Genomic DNA, 15,918 nt, shown 5'->3' on the forward strand with positions numbered 1-15,918 from the left:
GGTCTCCTTTGTCTGCTTTTAGCATTACCCTTGTTTCACCATGCCGAGCTCGCAGTCGACGAGCTGGTTGCCATACAACGCACGTTCGCGTGCGGCACGCGGCGAGCGGTCGGTGATCGAGAAAAAGAACACACCGGCGAAGGCAACGATCATCGAGAAGAGCGCCGGGTATTCGTACGGGTAGATCGCATGTGCATGTCCAAGCACCTGCACCCAGACGGTCGGGCTGAGAACCGTCAAGGTCACCGCCGTGATCAGCCCGAGCGAGCCGCCGAGCACCGCGCCGCGCGTGGTCAGGTCGCGCCAGTAAATCGAAAGAAGCAGGACCGGAAAGTTCGAGCTGGCCGCAATCGAGAAAGTCAGACTGACGATGAACGCGATGTTCTGCTTCTCGAAGGCAATGCCCAGCAGAATGGCGAGCACACCAAGCACGAGCGTGGTGATGCGCGACACGTGCAGTTCTTCGCGGTCCGTGGCGGTGCCGCGGCGAATCACATTCGCGTACAGATCATGCGAGACCGCCGAGGAACCGGCGAGCGTCAGACCCGCGACGACGGCGAGAATCGTCGAGAAGGCGACCGCGCAGATGAAGCCGAGAAACACGTTGCCGCCTACTGCATGCGCAAGATGGATGGCCACCATATTCACGCCGCCAATCACCGCGCCGGAGGCCGTGTGGTATTGCGGATCGGTCGCGACCAGCGCAATCGTGCCGAAGCCGATGATGATGATCAGCGCGTAGCCGATGCCGACAATGCCCGTCGCGTACAGAATGCTTTTTCTGGCGGCCTTCGCGTCGCCGACCGTGAAAAAGCGCATCAGAATGTGCGGCAATCCGGCCGTGCCGAAGATCAACGCCAGGCCGAGCGAGACGGCGGAAACCGGGTCCGACACGAGGCCGCCCGGCCGCATGATCGCGGCATGCTTTGGATGGGCGAGAATCGCCTGCGCGAAGAGGGCATTCAGACTGAAACCGAAGTGGCTGAGCACCATGAGCGCCATGAAGGCGGCGCCCGCCAGCAGCAAGGCTGCCTTGATGATCTGAATCCATGTCGTGGCGAGCATGCCGCCGAAAAACACGTACACCACCATCAGTACGCCGACCATGACGACCGCGATCGTATAGTTGAAACCGAACAGCAATTCGACGAGCTTGCCGGCGCCGACCATCTGGGAGACGAGATAGAGCAGCACGATGACGATCGAGCTCGAGGCGGCGAAGGCGCGGATCGGCCGCTGTTGCAGTCGATAGGACACCACGTCGGCCAGCGTATAGCGCCCAAGATTGCGCAGCGGCTCGGCAATCAGGAAGAGAATGATGGGCCAGCTGGCGAGAAAGCCGATCGAATAGATCAGACCGTCATAGCCGCTCGTGAAAACCAGCGCGGAAATGCCGAGCAGCGAAGCGGCGGACATATAGTCGCCGGCGATCGCCCAGCCGTTCTGGAGGGCCGTGATCTTGCCGCCGGCCGCATAGTGGTCGGACACGCTATGGTTCTTTTTTGCCGCCCAGCGGGTGATGAAGAGCGTCGAGGCGACGAACAGCAGGAACATGCCGATCGCGATCGGATTGTGCGAGCGCGCCGGCGCTGCGGTTTCGGCGGCGACGGCGGGCAGGGCGGTGAGGGCACCGATCAGTGCCGCGCTCAACAACCGGCCATGCCATAGAGGATTGCGTTTCATTTTCGTGCTCCTTGCCGGATTTCATTCACGGCGCGGTCCTGGGTGGTATTGGCGCGCGCGACATACACCGCGACCAGTACGAACGTAAAGACGAACATGCCGAAGCCGACCGGAATCCCCCACGTTGCCGGATAGCCGCCGACGATTGGCCGGCCGAGCAGCGCCGGTGCGAACGCAAGCGTGAGAATGAAGGCAAAATACACAGCCAGCATCAGGATCGTGAGCGTCCACGAGAAGGTGCGTCGCGTTCGCACGAGTGCGCGAAAACGCGGATCGTCGAGCTGCGGATTTGCGGGGGGCGGTGGGTCGCTGGCGACGGGCTGCGCGCTCATCGGATAGGTTGGGGCGCCATGTTCCACTTTGTCTCCTTTCGAAACGACTTCTTATCGGTGCCGCCGCAGTTGATCGAACCCGCCGCAGGCACAACGAACATTTAAAAGCGTGCGGGTACCGCGGTCTCGCGCATCACCGCATCGGGCGTGCGATAGCGCTCGGCCATTTCACGGTCGACCTCGTTTTTCAATTGCGCCTGCATGTAAGCGCCGAGATGGCGTGCGTGCTGGACGATGGCCGCGCCGACTTGCGTGCGCACGCGGCTGTACTCCGCAAGTGCTTCCTGAACGTCTGCGTGGCTCTTCAGCGCGCTGACGAGCGCCATCGCGTCGCTCGCTGCCTTGGTGACGCCCATGCCGCAGTGCGGCCGCGCGACGAACGCCGCGTCACCCAGCAAGGCCACCCGGCCGAACGCCATGTGCGGCACTTCGAGGTCGAAGATGGGCTGAAAGAGTGGTTGCGTCGATTTAGTCACCACCTCGCCGAATTGCGGCGCGAGCAGCGTGAGCGCCGCTTCTTCCATGTCGGCGAGCACCTCGCGGCGAATCAGCGTTGGCGGAATGCCGCCCACCCAGCGCTTGCCGGATTCATCGGTCAGCAGGTTGGGCAACTGGACGTCTTCGCTCGTCGCGCGATACCAGACGAAGTTGTAGCGGCGTTCACCCGGGGTCGTGCTGTTACCCTGGCCGGCAACCGGATAACCGAGAATCTGTTCGCGCGGTGGCAGGCAGAAGGCGAACTTGTCGAACAGCGCCTCGCGCGTTGCTCGCGACAGCGACGTTTCGTCGACCAGGCCGCGCCACGCGACATAACCGGCATACTGAAGCTTCACGTCGGGCAGGAACCGCTCGCGAATCGCCGACTTGAAACCGTCCGCCGCAATGACAAGGTCCGCGTGCCACACGGTGCCGTCACTGAGCGACACGCTTGCCTGATCGGCTCCGTCTTCCACGGATACGACCGTTCCGCCGGCATGGTAGTGGACATCGGGGAGCGCGGCGCGCAGCACGTGATACATCTTGCCCCACGCGGTCAGGGTCTGCGGCAGTTCGCGCTCGGACAGCACCGCGCCGCTCTGCGCGAAGGTCACGCGCGACTGCACTTTGACGCCGATCGAGTCGTCGATTGCGATCCCGGCTGCAGTCATGGCGTCGAATAACTCGGGATGGGTGACGATGCCGGCGCCGCGGCCGGCCAGTTCTTCAGGAACGCGCTCGAAGATGTCGACATCCCAGCCGTTGCGTACCAGCAGATTGGCCGCAAACAGGCCGCCCAGCGAGCCACCGACGATGATCGCCTTTAAACGTGCGGAAGGATTGGCCATGCTTACTCTCCTACGATGATGGGTGCCTGATCGATGGCCGGATGGGCTTCGGCCAGACCGGTGAGTTCTTCGGCGGGGAAATTCAGTTCGATGGTCACGCCGGACGGGTCCTCGATAAACACCTGATGCAGACCGAGGCTCGGCACCGTGCGATCGCGCCAGGCGACGCCTTCCGCTTGCAAGGTTTTCCACATGTCTTCGACACCCGTCGCGAGAAACGCGATGTGGTCGACCGTGCCGGTTCCGCTGGCGGGCAGTGCCTTGTCGCCGAGATAAGCGGTGAGCCCGGCGGGATTGTCTGGATCGACGCCAATGATGTGGACGGTGCCGAAGTCGGCCTCATCACCGCCCTTGTAAAGCCACGCGCCCGGAAAATCGAAGGGCGGGCGGTGGCCCCGCTTGAAGCCGAGAATCCGCTCGTAGAAACGACAGGATTTCTCGAGATCCATCGTGCGGATCGAGTAGTGCGCAAGTTTTGACACGGGCATAAGGAACTCCTACTATGCTATTTATCGATCGATTAGTGATCGATGGATAAATTGTAGGCGAATGTATCGGTAGGAGAAAGCGGCGTAACGACGGTGTTTACCCTGGAAAATTCGCTGGAAAACGCAAAGGAGCGTTGCGCAATGAGCGATGAAGCAAGTGGCCGGCTGTGGTGCCGGCCAGCGTCAGGCTTTGGTTTTACTGGGAGCTTTCGGCGCGTGCTTGAGCGCTTCAGGCACGCCATTGAGGAAGGCGTCGACCTGGCGCGCGATGTGGTCTTCAACGTTGTCGCTGACCGGCAGCCCGTAGATCCATTTCCGCACGCCGAGATAGAAGATGCTGGCGTGCAGGCTCCAGATCAGCTCCAGGTCGATGTCGCGCTGCTTCGTGCTGGTCGATGCCGGGAGCTCATAAGCCGAGCGGATTTCCGCCATGACGGGCAGGAACACGCGTTCGCGCAGCCGCGACAGATACTTGGAGTTGATGCCTTCGCGCGTCAAGCCGGCGAAGATGAAAATCCGGATCCATTCGCGCCGCAGGATCACGCCGGCGTACGCCGAGTAGAACCTGACCATCCGTTCCTGGATCGGCACGGAGCGGTCCTTGATCAGGCATTCCCAACTCGTGTCCCATTGATAGACCTCTTCGTACACGCGGTCGATCAATGCTTCCTTGCTCGGAAAGTAGCGGTAGAGAAGCGGTTGTGTCACGCCGAGTTGGCGCGCGAGTTCGCGGGTGCTGCCGGAGAATCCGTGTGTGGCGAAGTGGTCGACGGCCTTCAGCACGATCTGGCGCTCGCGCACTTCGGGGGCAAGGCGGCGCGTGATGCCCTTCTCGTTCTCATGCACTTCGCTCTTCGATGCAGTGTCGACCGTTGGTACTTTTCTCGGCATGGTGTGTTCGGTACCCAGGATGTTCGAACGCATCATACAAAGATTACCCTGGTCTGGCTAGGCGACGGCGCCCGGCGGCCGCGCCTGCTGAGCGTGCCGCGGGCAGGTCGGGCGCGCGCGCAACGGCCGATTGCGATGTCGCGCGCGCTCGGGTCGGATGCGCTTAGTACAAATTTTTTGAACGGTACGTTCAGATTTTTCCGCGCATGCGAATTCGTCGCTGCTCTAGACTCCGGGGGATCCGCCGCTGAGTGTTCTCCCCTCGGTCTTCCCCCGGTTGTTCCTTTATCCGCTGTGTTTGGGATGCTCAGGTAATGATTCACATTGGCCCGCTTCAGGTAGACGTTGAGCGTCGGGAAGTGTTTCTCGACGGGCAGCCTGTGCGCCTCGGCAGCCGCGCATTCGACATGCTGGCCGTGTTGATCGCCGCGAACGGCGGGCTGGTGCCGAAGAACGAGATGCTCAAACAGGTCTGGCCGAACGCGATCGTTGAAGAGAACAATCTTCAGGTTCATATGTCCGCGCTGCGCAAGATGCTGGGCGAAAGCCGCGGACTGATACAGACCGTATCCGGACGAGGCTACCGGCTGGTTCCGAGGGTTTCTTCGACGGCTGTCTCCGGCAACGCTGAAGATGACGACCCGCTCGACGACGTCATGCAAGGCGCGCGCGTCCCCCACAATCTGCCTGTCAATTTGTCGGCGCTGATCGGACGGGACCGAGCGCTGGACGATGTTTCGCTGGCGCTCGCCTCGGCCCGCCACGTGACGCTCATCGGCTCGGGCGGCATCGGCAAGACCCGCCTCGCCGTGGAAGTCGCGCGCGGTTCGCTAGGGCGCTTTCCAGACGGCGTCTATCTGGTCGCGCTCGCCTCGGCTTCCGATGCGGGCAGCGTCCTCGCGGCGTTCGCGACCAGCATCGGCGTGAATCCGGCGAGCGGGCCGCTTACGCTCGCGCGCATCAGCAAGGAGTTCCGCGAGCGTAGCGCGCTGTTCGTGCTCGACAACTGCGAGCATGTGCTCAGCCACGCCGCCGAGCTTGCCGAGACGCTCCTGAGCGCCGGTCCCGCGTTGCGCGTGCTCGCAACCAGCCGGGAGGCGCTGCGCGTCGTGGACGAACACCTGTATTGGGTCGCTTCGCTGGAGGTGCCCGCCCAGGACGAGCAAAGTCAGCATGTCCTGGAATGCAGCGCGGTCGAGTTATTCCTGTCACGCGCCCGCGCGATCGATGCGCGCTTCTCATCGGACGAAAGGAGCATTCAGCTGACCGGCATGGTATGCCGCCGGCTCGACGGCATACCATTGGCCATCGAACTGGCAGCGGCGCGCGCGGCGATACTCGGTATCGCGACACTGGCCAGCCATCTCGACGACCGTTTCAACATGCTGACCGGCGGCAATCGCACCGCGTTGCCGCGCCACCAGACCTTGAAGGCGACGCTCGACTGGAGCCACGCATTGCTCGACGATGCCGAGCGCACGACGTTGCGCCGGCTGGGCATCTTCGCGAGCAGCTTCACGATGGACGCGGCGATCGCCGTCGTGAGCGACGGCGCATTGCGGGAACTCGAAGTGATCGAGGCGGTGTCGGGGCTGGTTGAAAAATCGTTGGTGGTGAGGTGCACGGCATGCGGCGGGGCGAGTTATCGCCTGCTGGAAACCACGCGTGCGTACGCGATGCAGAAGCTCGAGGATAACGGCGAGCAACGCGTCGTCGCGCTCCATCACGCGCGTTACTTCGTTGCGCTGCTGGAGCGCGAAGCGCTGAGCCGAGCGGACTCCGCGCGCGCCTTCGCCGACGGTTGGCATCATCAAATGCGCGCGCTGCTCGACGACTTGCGCGTGGCGCTGGGGTGGGCCCTGTCGCCGAAGGGCGACGAAGCGCTGGGCGAAGCGCTGGCCGTGAAAGTTGTGTTCCTGCTCTATGAACTTTCGCTGGTCGACGAGTGCTGCGCATGGGCCCGGCGAGCCCTCGATAGCGTCGCTGCGACGCACTATGGCTCGCGCTCGACCCGCCACCTCCGTGTGCGCATGCAACTGAAGGCGGCGCTTGGGGCGGCCCTCGTCTACGTCAACGGACCGAACCAGGAAACCTTCGGCATCTGGTCCGAGGTACTCGCCTCGGCGATTGCGCTTGGGGACCCTGCGTTTGAAGCCCGCGCATTGTGGGGCATGTGGAACGCGAGTCAATCGTCCGGTGCGGCGCGCAATGCGCTGGCGTTCGCCGGGCGCTTCGCGTTGCTCGCTTCCGAGGTGGGCCACACGGGCTGTGCGGTGCTCGGCAGCAGGTTGCTCGGCATCGCGTCGCATTACGCAGGCGATCAACGGCAGGCTCGGGCGTCGCTCGAACAATTCCTGCGGCAAAGCGATGGCCCGTATCAGCGCCTGCCGCTGGGCCAGTCCGTCGATCAACGGATCGTCGGCTGCGCGACGCTCGCGCGCGTTCTGTGGTTGCAAGGTTTCCGCGATCAGGCGCTGCGGCTTGCAGAGGAGAGCGTGGTCGCTGCTTGCGATCAGCAGCAGGCGATGGTCACGAGTTATGTGCTGCTCGAGGCGCTCGTCCCGCTGGCGCTGTTGTCGGGCAAGCGGGACCGGGCAGCCTACGCGATCGGGTTGCTGAAGGAGGTGTCGGCGCGCGCGGGTTTGAGCGTGGTGCAAGCGTGCTGCCGCTGTTTCGATGAGTACCTGCGCTCGATGGACGACGTGTCACCCGAGCGTTTGCAGGCTTTCCGCACGGCGCTGGACGATCTGGAGTCGCTCGAGTTCGGTGCGCCGCGCGCCATGCTCACCGGACAGTACAGCTACGCGCTCGGACGCTCCGGTCAGCGGGACGAGGGCATTGCCGCCGTAGTGCACGCGCTGCGTCAGTGTGACGAAACGGGTGACCATTGGTATGCCAGCGAACTCAGGCGCATCCACGGTGAACTGCTGCTGATGGAGCAGACGGGCGCGTCCCCGTCCAACGTGGTGGCAAGGGATGCGGAAGCGTGCCTGGTCGCGGCTCTGGAGGAATCGCTGATACAAGGCTGCCGCTCGCTGCAATTGCGGACCGCGACCAGCCTCGGCCGGCTTTGGCACGCGCAAGGCCGAAGCGCGGAGGCCGCGCAGCTCCTGAAGTCGGCCTGCTCGATCATTACCGAGGGCCTCGACTGGGACGATTTCACAGCCGCTGTCGATTTGCTACGGATCGCGGCAGCGGCCAGCGAGCAGGCCGCTGCTGGCACCAACGGTCCGGTCGCCGCGCCTGCAGTGGGAGGCGCTTTCGATGCGCCGCCGAGCGCAAAATTCAGAGAGCGCGGCTAGGCGGCATTCACCCGTGCTCGTTTGATCCCCGCGGCGCGGCTCTCCCCGTGCCCGTCAATGCGTGTCCTTCAGATGTTTTCAGATCCATTTCAGGACATTTTCGCAGCAATCCAATAGCTTGAGCGGATTGGATGCGGGCGATCGTCACGGAAGCGGCGATGAGATCGTCGAACTGGCTCGGACCCACTTGCGGCAGCAGCACGCAGAACTGACGAGTAGCTTATGACTTTGCTGACGGACAGCCCAGCCTTGCCGCGATGGCTGGACGAGTTGAAGACGTACTGGAAGGACGACGGCCCGCGGTTCGTGCATATCGTGAAGGTGGCTGCCGCGGTGAGCCTCGCGATGGGACTGTGCATGCGGCTGGAACTCCGCACGCCGGCCACGGCCATGGTTTCGGTCGTGATCGTCATGATGCACCAGCAAAGCGGCATGGTGATCGCGCGCGGTTTCTATCGCGGCCTCGGCATGGTGTGCGGCAGTATTGCCGGCCTGTTGATCATCGCGTTGTTTCCGCAACAGCCGTTGCTGTTCTTTATCGCGCTGGCTGCGTGGATCGGTGCGTGCGTATTCGGCGCATCGTACTACCGCAATTTTCAATCCTACGGCTTCGTCCTGACGGGTTACGGTACGGCCATCACGGCGATGCCGGCCTGGTCCAATCCCTATGGCGTTTTCGATAACGTCGTGTTTACCGTGAGTGAAGTGGTGATCGGCGTAGTGTGTGCAAGTCTTGTTAGCGCGGTGGTGTTTCCGCAGCCTGTCACACCGGCGCTCTACGCGTCGAGTCGCAGAAACCTCACGAACCTGTTGAACGCAGTGCATGAGATGCTTGGGCGCGCGACGACTGTTGTCGGTTTCGACACGTTTCTCGACCTGATCCGCGAGCGCGCCGGGATAGAAAATTTGCGTAGCGGGGCGGTATTCGAGGATCCGTCGATACGTCTCTTCAACCATGTCTTTCTCGATCTCGACAGGAGTTTTCTCGACACGGTCGCGTGGATTCATGCCTTGCATCAATTGAAGGCGCGCGTCGCCGTGGAGGCCGATCCGCGTGCGATCGCGGCTGTCGATGAACTGATCGACGCGCTGCTCGCGATCGTGCCGGCCGAGGCGCAACTCGAACTGATCACGCTCGACCAGGTCGAGACACTGTTGAGCCGTCTCGATGCTTTCGAGCAGGCACTGCCCGCGCAACTGGGCCGGCTGATCCATTCACTCGCGGATCTGTCGCCGCATCAACGACAGTTCGTTGCGACCACCGGCTCCGCGCTGTTCTTCTCGATTGCCGATCTTCGCCTGTATTGCAGAAACTATGTCGATGCACGCGCGGTCGATCGGCTGCCGTGGTCGCAGTCGGTGATCCATGCCATCGGCCGCATCGGTAGAACCCGTGCCACGGCCAACCGTACGGCTGCGCTCATCGCCGGCACGCGTGCGGCCGTGGCGGTGATGCTGGTCGGCTCGGCATGGCTCGCGTCGGGATGGGTGGGCGGATCGAGCGCGATCGTCGCGGTGGCGATTACGAGCGCGCTGTTTGCGCTCGTGCCCAACCCTGCTGCTGCTAGCTGGCAGATATTCTGTGGTTGCCTCGCCGGCTGGCTCGCCGGTTTCGCGTTCAACTTTTTTCTGCTGCCGCGCGTCGATGGTTTCACCTTGCTGGCCGCATCGATTGCGATTTTCGTGATGATCGGCAGCTATGTGAATACGTTTGCGAAAACGTCGATCCTCGGGCTCGGTTTCAACATCTATTTCTGCTTCATCGTCGGCATATCGAATCCGACCGTCTACAACCCAAGCGCTTACCTCGATACCGGCTTTGCCTTGCTGGCCGGCATCGCGGCGGCGGCCGCCGCGTTTTCGATCATCGTGCCGCGCGCGGGCGACTGGATCTCGGCTCAATACCTGAAACAGATTCGCACACTGGTGTCGGATAGTGCGCGGGACGACGAGCTCGACGACCTGCTGCACACGTTCGAATTGAGTCTGCGTGATTTCATTATCCAGATCGCGTCGGCACCGGCCGATGCGCGAGTGGACCGCAATCACCTGATTGGCTGGGCGTTCGCGGCGCTGGAGATCGGCCGCGCGATGATCCAGATGCGGCTGGACACCGAACAGCTCGGAGAGAGACTGCCGGCTGGATGGCTCGACGCGCAGACCGCCTGGCTGGCGGCGCTCGCCGACGTGTTCGCCGCTGTCACGCCGCAGGCCGCCGACGCCGCGCTGGTCGCGACGCGAAGGGCGCTGGATACGCTGCCGTTCGCGCAGAATAGTGCGGTCGATGCGACGATGCTCACGCACTGCCGGATGCGGGCGCTGCTGCATTTCACCGAGCTCGCACTGCTGGACGACACGTTATCCCTATGGCAACCAGCAGGGCAGCGGGCATGAAAGTGCGTTGTCTCGGTGTGTCCACAACGAGTCGAGCGGCGGCCGTCGCTCTCGCATGTGCGTGGCTGTTGGGCGGATGTATCAACAGCGGCGGCATCCACACGCAAGCGGCGATGATCGACCCGGCAACGCTCGACCCGGGCGCTGCATTGCGTGCTACCCAACACGATGCGAAATGGCCGGCCGATGGCTGGTGGCGCCAGTGGAACGACCCGCAACTGGACACGCTGGTTCAGGACGCCACCGCCGGCAACCCCGGCCTGCGCGCCGTGGATACGCGCATTGACGAGGCGAGATTCCAGGCGCAGATCGCCGGCGCCAACGAGTTGCCGCAACTCAATGCGGGTGGCACGTTCGAGCGCAGACGTTACGCCCGTTACACGACGCCGGCGCCGCCCGGCGGCACGACGGTGTGGAGCAACAACATCGCGGCCGACCTGTCCTATGACCTGGATCTGTGGGGCAAGTCGCGCGCGATCCGCGAAGGCGCGCTCGACAACGTGCACGCGGTCGCCGCGGACGCGCGCTTCGCGGAAATCGAATTGCAGACCGCAGTGGTGCGCAGTTACGTGCAACTGGAACTGCAATACGCGTTGCTCGATGTCTACCATGCTGTGCAGAACGAACAGCAGCGCACGCTGGATATCGCAACGCGCCGCTGGCGCGCGGGTGTCGGCAGCCGACTCGAAGTCAGTCAGGCGTCAACCCAGTTCGCGATGAGCACAACGAGGGTGCAGCAGGCGGAGCAGCAACTTGCGTTGACGCGGATGAGCATCGCCGGTCTGGCCGGAAAGGGGCCGGGCTACGGCGACTCGCTGCGCCGTCCGAGCCTCGCGCTGAACGTGCCGGTGGCGTTGCCGGCGTCGCTGCCGGCCGAACTGATCGGGCACCGCCCTGATGTGGTGGCCGAGCGCTGGCGCGTGCTCGCAGCGGATAAGAGTATCGATGCCGCGCACGCGGATTTTTATCCGGACATCAACCTGCTGGCGACCGCGTCGCTGGGCTCCGCGGCGACGTTCGGCGGCTTCTTCAACTTCGTGAACAGCGACGGCATGGGTCACGGCGTGGGCGCTGCGATTTCGCTGCCGATCTTCGACGGTGGGCGCCGGCGCGGCACTTACGGTGTGGCCGTCTCGTCCCGCGACGCCGCCGTCGATGCGTACAACCAGAGTGTGGTGAATGCGATGCAGGCGGTTGCGATGCAAGTCGTGTCGCTGCGCTCGCTCGAGCAGCAGCAGGCGTCGGTTGAAAACACGCTCGATTCGGCGCGCGCATCCTTCCGGCTCGCCGATACGGGCTACCGCAGCGGCATCACCGAATTCCTGAATGTGCTGGCGGCGCAGAACGAACAATTGCAGCAGGAGGAAAGCCTCGCGCAGATCCAGGCCAAACGCCTCGATTCGTGGGCGCTCCTGATGAAGGAGCTGGGTGGCGGTTTCGCGTCGGTGCCGCCCGGCCAAGTGTTGCAAGGAGCGGACGATGCCGGGCGAAATTGATCTGTTTTCCTTGCTCGTACCCGGTCTGCTGCCGGTTCTCGCGGGGTGTGTGCTGCTGTTTATCGTCCTCGATCTGGTGCTGGCCAGACTCGGTTTCTATGACTATACGTGGCATCCCGGCCTGTTCCGGGTCGCGCTGTTTGCCGCGATGTTCAGCGGCGCTTCGCTGCTGCTGTTGCAATGAATATTGAACATTGAACACCCCAGGTTCCCATGAATTCGCTGACAGATCACGCCCGGTAACGAAGATGAAAACGCAATCCATCCTGCGCGCAGGTTTCACGCTGACCTTTCTCGTGGTGGCGATCGTGCTGGTTCGCATGCTGTGGCTGGACTATATGTTTTCGCCGTGGACCCGCGACGGCCGGGTCCGCGCCAAGGTCGTGCAGGTTGCAACCGATGTGTCGGGGCTGGTCAGCGAAGTGCGCGTGAAGGACAACCAGTTGGTACGCCAGGGCGACGTATTGTTCGTGCTCGATCCGGCTCGCTTCCACTATGCCGTCGCGCAAGCCGACGCGGATCTGCAGCGGGCCCAGGCACAGATGGCCCAGGCCAAGGCGCAGATGACCGCCAGCGAAACCAGCTTCGCGATGAAGCGCGCTCAGGCGGCGCGCCGCGCCAATCTCGCGGGCGATGTGATCTCAGACGAGAGCCGGCAAGATTCGGCGTCGCTCGCGAGGCAGTCCGCTTCGTCCTATTCCGCCGACGTCGCTGCCTATAGCGCGGCGGAAGCCCTGTACAAAGCAGCCGTGGTTGAGCGGCAGACCGCGTTGCTCAACCTGACGCGCAGCGAAGTGCACGCGCCGTCGGATGGCTACATCACCAACCTGAACCTGTATCCCGGCGATTTCGCTACCGCCGGAGTCGCGCGTATGGCGTTGATCGACTCTCATTCGTTCTGGGTCTACGGCTATTTCGAAGAGACGAAGCTGCCGCACGTGCATGTCGGCGATCAGGCGGTTGTGCGGCTGATGTCAGGCGGCAAGGACATCCAGGGACATGTCGACAGCCTGGCGAGCGGTATCGCCGATCGGGACAACCCGACCAGCAACGGGGACCTGCTGGCGGACGTCAACCCGATCTTCACGTGGGTGCGGCTCGCGCAGCGTGTGCCGGTGCGGATTCATCTGGATCAGATTCCCGCCGGGGTCAAGCTAGCGATGGGCATGACCTGCACGGTGACGCTGAGGCCGCAGCGCAGCCATTGATCATTGCTCTGACGGCGGCGCACAAGGCACCACAATTTGAGCGCATGAATACCGAAACCGTGCGAATTCGAAAACACCGCGAGCGCAACCGGTTCAAAGTAGTGGTCAGCGCGACATGGGCACGCCACACCACAGGCACCCCCATCCTGGTGCAATTTATCGTTTTGAAACCAACGCAATTCCTGGAGAAAATTATCATGAAGGCAAAGTGGGCACTTGTATTTCTGGCCGCGTCGGCGTTTGGTGCGGTGTGCCAGTCGGCAAGCGCACAGGTCGCGGGCACGCAGACCATCGGCGTCAGCGTGGAAGAGTCGCAGCTCATCGTCGAAGGCTGGAGTACCAAGAAGAGCCTGCTGGGCAAGAGCATCTATAACGACAGTGGCGAGAAAGTCGGAGTACTCCACGACATCATCATCGCGCCTGATAACGCGGCGTCGTTCGCGATCGTGGCGGCTCATCAGTTTCTCGGCGTGTCGCAGCACGACGTAGCGATTCCGATGTCGCAACTGGACTATGTGAACGGCAAGCTCGTGTGGGCGGGCGCCACGCGCGACGCGGTCAAGTCGATTCCGGCTTTCCAGTATGCGAAGGTCCGCGTCATTCCCGTGGCGCGCAAGAACTACGGTCAGCACTGACGGACGCGCTTGCGCGGCGGCCGGGGGCGGTAGCCGCGCAGCCGTGATTTTGGAACGATTAAGGAAAAATAAGTACCGCTCTTGACGTGCGCCCCCGCATGATCACATTCAGCTTAAAAGCTATCGGTCACCGGTAGGTCTGAGTGTCATGCGCCCTGACAGCCATCCTGGCCGTCATCCAGATGGACAGGCTTCCGGTATTCGTCAATGAACGCCGTTTCGAACGCCTATGTCCACGCCTGTCTGTTCCGTTCCGGCCAATTGCCGGCCGGCGGCCTGTTGATCCGCCCGCCATGAAAAATTGCCGAGGCGCTTCCCCCACGGTGCGTCCCGACGTCCGTGTCGTGTCGACGCTCGCCGCCGTGATCGCGCTCGCCGTGTTCGGGATCGCCGCGCTGACTTCCCTTGATATCGCGGCAGCCGTGTTCTATGGGGTTGTGGTGCTGCTGGTCGCCTCGGCCGGCAACCGCCCGGCCACGATCGCGGCCGCGTGGGGCTGTGTGGCGCTGATGTTGCTCGGCTTCATGATCTCGCACAATGGCGCTTATTCTGGCGGCGCGATTGCGCGGTGCGCGGTGAGCCTGCTGGCGATCGCCACCATATCGATACTGGCATTGAGAAATATGGCCGCGACGGCGATGTTGCACGAACAGGTAGAAATGCTCAATCTCGCTCAGGAAGCGCTCGCGCGCTCCACTGCGGAACTCGCTCACGTCACGCGCATCACCATGCTCGGCGAGATGGCTGCTTCGGTTGCGCACGAGGTTACGCAGCCGATCGCGGCTATCGTGACGTGCGGCGGTGCCGCGTTGCGCTGGCTGAACCGTCCCGCACCGGAGATCGACGAAGCGGCGCAATCCGTCGGGCAGATGATCCGCGATGCGAAGCGCGCGGACGAGGTCATCCAGCGGATCCGTTCAATGGCCAAAAAGCGCGACCGTCTTCCGGCTACGGTCGATCTGAACGGGATCGTCGGCGAATCGATCGAACTGGTGCGGCTCGAACTCGAGCGCCATCGTGTCGAGCTGAAAAGCGACCTCGCGGCGCCCCCGCCCACGGCGTGCTGCGATCGTGTGCAACTGCAGCAGGTGCTCATCAACCTGATCATGAACAGCGTCCAGGCCATGGCCGATTTGACCGGGCCGCGCAGGCTCCGGATCGCCACGCGCTGGTTCGACCGCGAGCATGTGCAGGTGATCGTGCAGGATTCGGGCACGGGGATCAGTGAGGAAAACAGCGGCCATTTGTTCAATGCGTTTTTTACGACTAAAGCCGAGGGCATGGGTATGGGGTTGTCGATCTGCCGTTCGATCGTTGAGGCACACGGCGGCCGTATCTGGGCCGAATCGCCGGCAGCAGGCGGCGCCGTGCTGCAGTTCATCCTGCCCGTTGATGAAGGGAGATGTCATGAGCAGTGATGTGCATAGCAATGCCGGCGGTAACGCGGGTCGCACCATGGTCTATGTCGTGGACGACGACGAGTCGATGCGCGAGGCCGTCAGCATGTTGCTGCGTTCGGTCGGGCTCGGCGTTGAAACCTTCGGCTCCGCGCAGGAATTCCTCGCCTACGACATGCCGGACGTGCCGAGTTGTCTGATCCTCGACGTTCGCCTCAAAGGTCAAAGCGGACTCGCGGTGCAGGAGCAGATCGCGGCCAGTCAACTCGGCTTGCCGATCGTCTTCATGACCGCGCACGGCGATATCGCGATGACAGTCAAAGCCATGAAGGCCGGCGCGCAGGATTTTCTGGCCAAGCCGTTTCGTGACCAAGACATGCTGGACGCGGTCGCCCATGCGCTGGCGAGCGACGAGGAGCGGCGCGAGGCCAGCCGGTCCGTCGCGGATCTGCGGCGTTGTTACGAATCGTTGACCGCGCGCGAGCGCGAAGTCATGGCCTTCGTCGCGGCCGGGCTGATGAATAAGCAGATCGCGGGCGAATTGAATCTGAGCGAAATCACCGTCAAGATTCATCGCGGTCAGGCGATGCGCAAGATGGGCGCACGTTCGCTCGCCGACTTCGTGCTGAAGGCGGAGGCGCTCGGCATCAAGGCGCCGCAAGGCATGACGGCGGCGCGCAACTCGCGTACCTGAGCGCATCGTGCGGGACGGTCCGTTGTTGGCGCGTGGTTCACGTGCTCATCACCGGCATCGATCTCATACCTGT

The 15,918-nt window shown here is 63.0% G+C and carries 13 protein-coding genes; 8 read left to right on the forward strand and 5 right to left on the reverse strand.

Features of this window, described 5'->3' with window-relative positions; all coding sequences use genetic code 11:
• Nucleotides 1-24 precede the first annotated feature (24 nt).
• From actP to PQQ86_RS25460, 5 genes are all read right to left on the reverse strand, one after another.
• Nucleotides 25-1,683 (reverse strand): cation/acetate symporter ActP, encoded by a 1,659-nt coding sequence (actP, locus tag PQQ86_RS25440; protein ID WP_408273205.1) that lies wholly within the window; start codon nt 1,681-1,683, stop codon nt 25-27.
• On the reverse strand, nt 1,680-2,042 hold the full coding sequence (locus PQQ86_RS25445; RefSeq protein ID WP_408233561.1) for a DUF485 domain-containing protein: 363 nt from the start codon (nt 2,040-2,042) through the stop codon (nt 1,680-1,682). The genes actP and PQQ86_RS25445 overlap by 4 nt, the downstream gene beginning before the upstream one ends.
• Nucleotides 2,043-2,116: 74 nt before the next feature.
• Nucleotides 2,117-3,340: an FAD binding domain-containing protein gene (locus tag PQQ86_RS25450; protein WP_408233558.1), complete on the reverse strand. Its 1,224-nt coding sequence runs from the start codon at nt 3,338-3,340 to the stop codon at nt 2,117-2,119.
• A 2-nt stretch (nt 3,341-3,342) separates the two neighbouring features.
• A complete protein-coding gene (locus PQQ86_RS25455; protein WP_408233555.1) occupies nt 3,343-3,828 on the reverse strand; it encodes a VOC family protein in 486 nt (161 codons plus the stop codon).
• Nucleotides 3,829-4,011: 183 nt separating this feature from the next.
• Entirely contained in the window at nt 4,012-4,719 is a 708-nt protein-coding gene (locus PQQ86_RS25460) for a TetR/AcrR family transcriptional regulator (RefSeq protein WP_408273208.1), read from the reverse strand.
• Nucleotides 4,720-5,033: 314 nt separating this feature from the next.
• Between PQQ86_RS25460 and PQQ86_RS25465 the strand changes: the two genes are divergently transcribed.
• The 8 genes from PQQ86_RS25465 (at nt 5,034) to PQQ86_RS25500 (ending at nt 15,845) form a co-directional block, all read left to right on the forward strand.
• On the forward strand, nt 5,034-8,021 hold the full coding sequence (locus tag PQQ86_RS25465; protein WP_408273210.1) for an ATP-binding protein: 2,988 nt from the start codon (nt 5,034-5,036) through the stop codon (nt 8,019-8,021).
• 222 nt (nt 8,022-8,243) lie between these two features.
• Nucleotides 8,244-10,415 (forward strand): FUSC family protein, encoded by a 2,172-nt coding sequence (locus PQQ86_RS25470; protein WP_408233546.1) that lies wholly within the window; start codon nt 8,244-8,246, stop codon nt 10,413-10,415.
• Nucleotides 10,388-11,911, forward strand: a complete 1,524-nt coding sequence (locus PQQ86_RS25475) for an efflux transporter outer membrane subunit (protein ID WP_408273217.1) — start codon at nt 10,388-10,390, stop codon at nt 11,909-11,911. Before PQQ86_RS25470 ends, PQQ86_RS25475 begins: the two co-directional genes overlap by 28 nt.
• Nucleotides 11,895-12,095, forward strand: coding sequence for a DUF1656 domain-containing protein (locus PQQ86_RS25480; protein WP_408233540.1), 201 nt, complete (start codon nt 11,895-11,897; stop codon nt 12,093-12,095). Before PQQ86_RS25475 ends, PQQ86_RS25480 begins: the two co-directional genes overlap by 17 nt.
• Before the next feature lie 64 nt (nt 12,096-12,159).
• Nucleotides 12,160-13,119 (forward strand): HlyD family secretion protein, encoded by a 960-nt coding sequence (locus tag PQQ86_RS25485; RefSeq protein ID WP_408233537.1) that lies wholly within the window; start codon nt 12,160-12,162, stop codon nt 13,117-13,119.
• A 197-nt stretch (nt 13,120-13,316) separates the two neighbouring features.
• Nucleotides 13,317-13,754: a PRC-barrel domain-containing protein gene (locus PQQ86_RS25490; RefSeq protein ID WP_408233534.1), complete on the forward strand. Its 438-nt coding sequence runs from the start codon at nt 13,317-13,319 to the stop codon at nt 13,752-13,754.
• 293 nt (nt 13,755-14,047) lie between these two features.
• Nucleotides 14,048-15,172 carry a sensor histidine kinase gene (locus PQQ86_RS25495; RefSeq protein ID WP_408273222.1) on the forward strand — a complete coding sequence of 375 codons (1,125 nt, stop codon included), beginning with the start codon at nt 14,048-14,050 and terminating at the stop codon, nt 15,170-15,172.
• Nucleotides 15,162-15,845, forward strand: a complete 684-nt coding sequence (locus PQQ86_RS25500) for a response regulator transcription factor (protein WP_408273225.1) — start codon at nt 15,162-15,164, stop codon at nt 15,843-15,845. The genes PQQ86_RS25495 and PQQ86_RS25500 overlap by 11 nt, the downstream gene beginning before the upstream one ends.
• Nucleotides 15,846-15,918 lie beyond the last annotated feature (73 nt).

Source organism: Paraburkholderia sediminicola, from assembly GCF_046026675.1.
Lineage (GTDB): Bacteria > Pseudomonadota > Gammaproteobacteria > Burkholderiales > Burkholderiaceae > Paraburkholderia > Paraburkholderia sediminicola_F.

Coding starts and splice junctions, on each gene's coding strand:
- PQQ86_RS25450 (WP_408233558.1), bottom strand. CDS start 3,340: ATGGCCAATCCTTCCGCACGTTTAAAGGCGATCATCGTCGGTGGCTCG.
- PQQ86_RS25500 (WP_408273225.1), top strand. CDS start 15,162: ATGAGCAGTGATGTGCATAGCAATGCCGGCGGTAACGCGGGTCGCACC.
- PQQ86_RS25495 (WP_408273222.1), top strand. CDS start 14,048: ATGAAAAATTGCCGAGGCGCTTCCCCCACGGTGCGTCCCGACGTCCGT.
- PQQ86_RS25470 (WP_408233546.1), top strand. CDS start 8,244: ATGACTTTGCTGACGGACAGCCCAGCCTTGCCGCGATGGCTGGACGAG.
- actP (WP_408273205.1), bottom strand. CDS start 1,683: ATGAAACGCAATCCTCTATGGCATGGCCGGTTGTTGAGCGCGGCACTG.
- PQQ86_RS25475 (WP_408273217.1), top strand. CDS start 10,388: ATGGCAACCAGCAGGGCAGCGGGCATGAAAGTGCGTTGTCTCGGTGTG.
- PQQ86_RS25480 (WP_408233540.1), top strand. CDS start 11,895: ATGCCGGGCGAAATTGATCTGTTTTCCTTGCTCGTACCCGGTCTGCTG.
- PQQ86_RS25460 (WP_408273208.1), bottom strand. CDS start 4,719: ATGCCGAGAAAAGTACCAACGGTCGACACTGCATCGAAGAGCGAAGTG.
- PQQ86_RS25485 (WP_408233537.1), top strand. CDS start 12,160: ATGAAAACGCAATCCATCCTGCGCGCAGGTTTCACGCTGACCTTTCTC.
- PQQ86_RS25465 (WP_408273210.1), top strand. CDS start 5,034: ATGATTCACATTGGCCCGCTTCAGGTAGACGTTGAGCGTCGGGAAGTG.
- PQQ86_RS25490 (WP_408233534.1), top strand. CDS start 13,317: ATGAAGGCAAAGTGGGCACTTGTATTTCTGGCCGCGTCGGCGTTTGGT.
- PQQ86_RS25455 (WP_408233555.1), bottom strand. CDS start 3,828: ATGCCCGTGTCAAAACTTGCGCACTACTCGATCCGCACGATGGATCTC.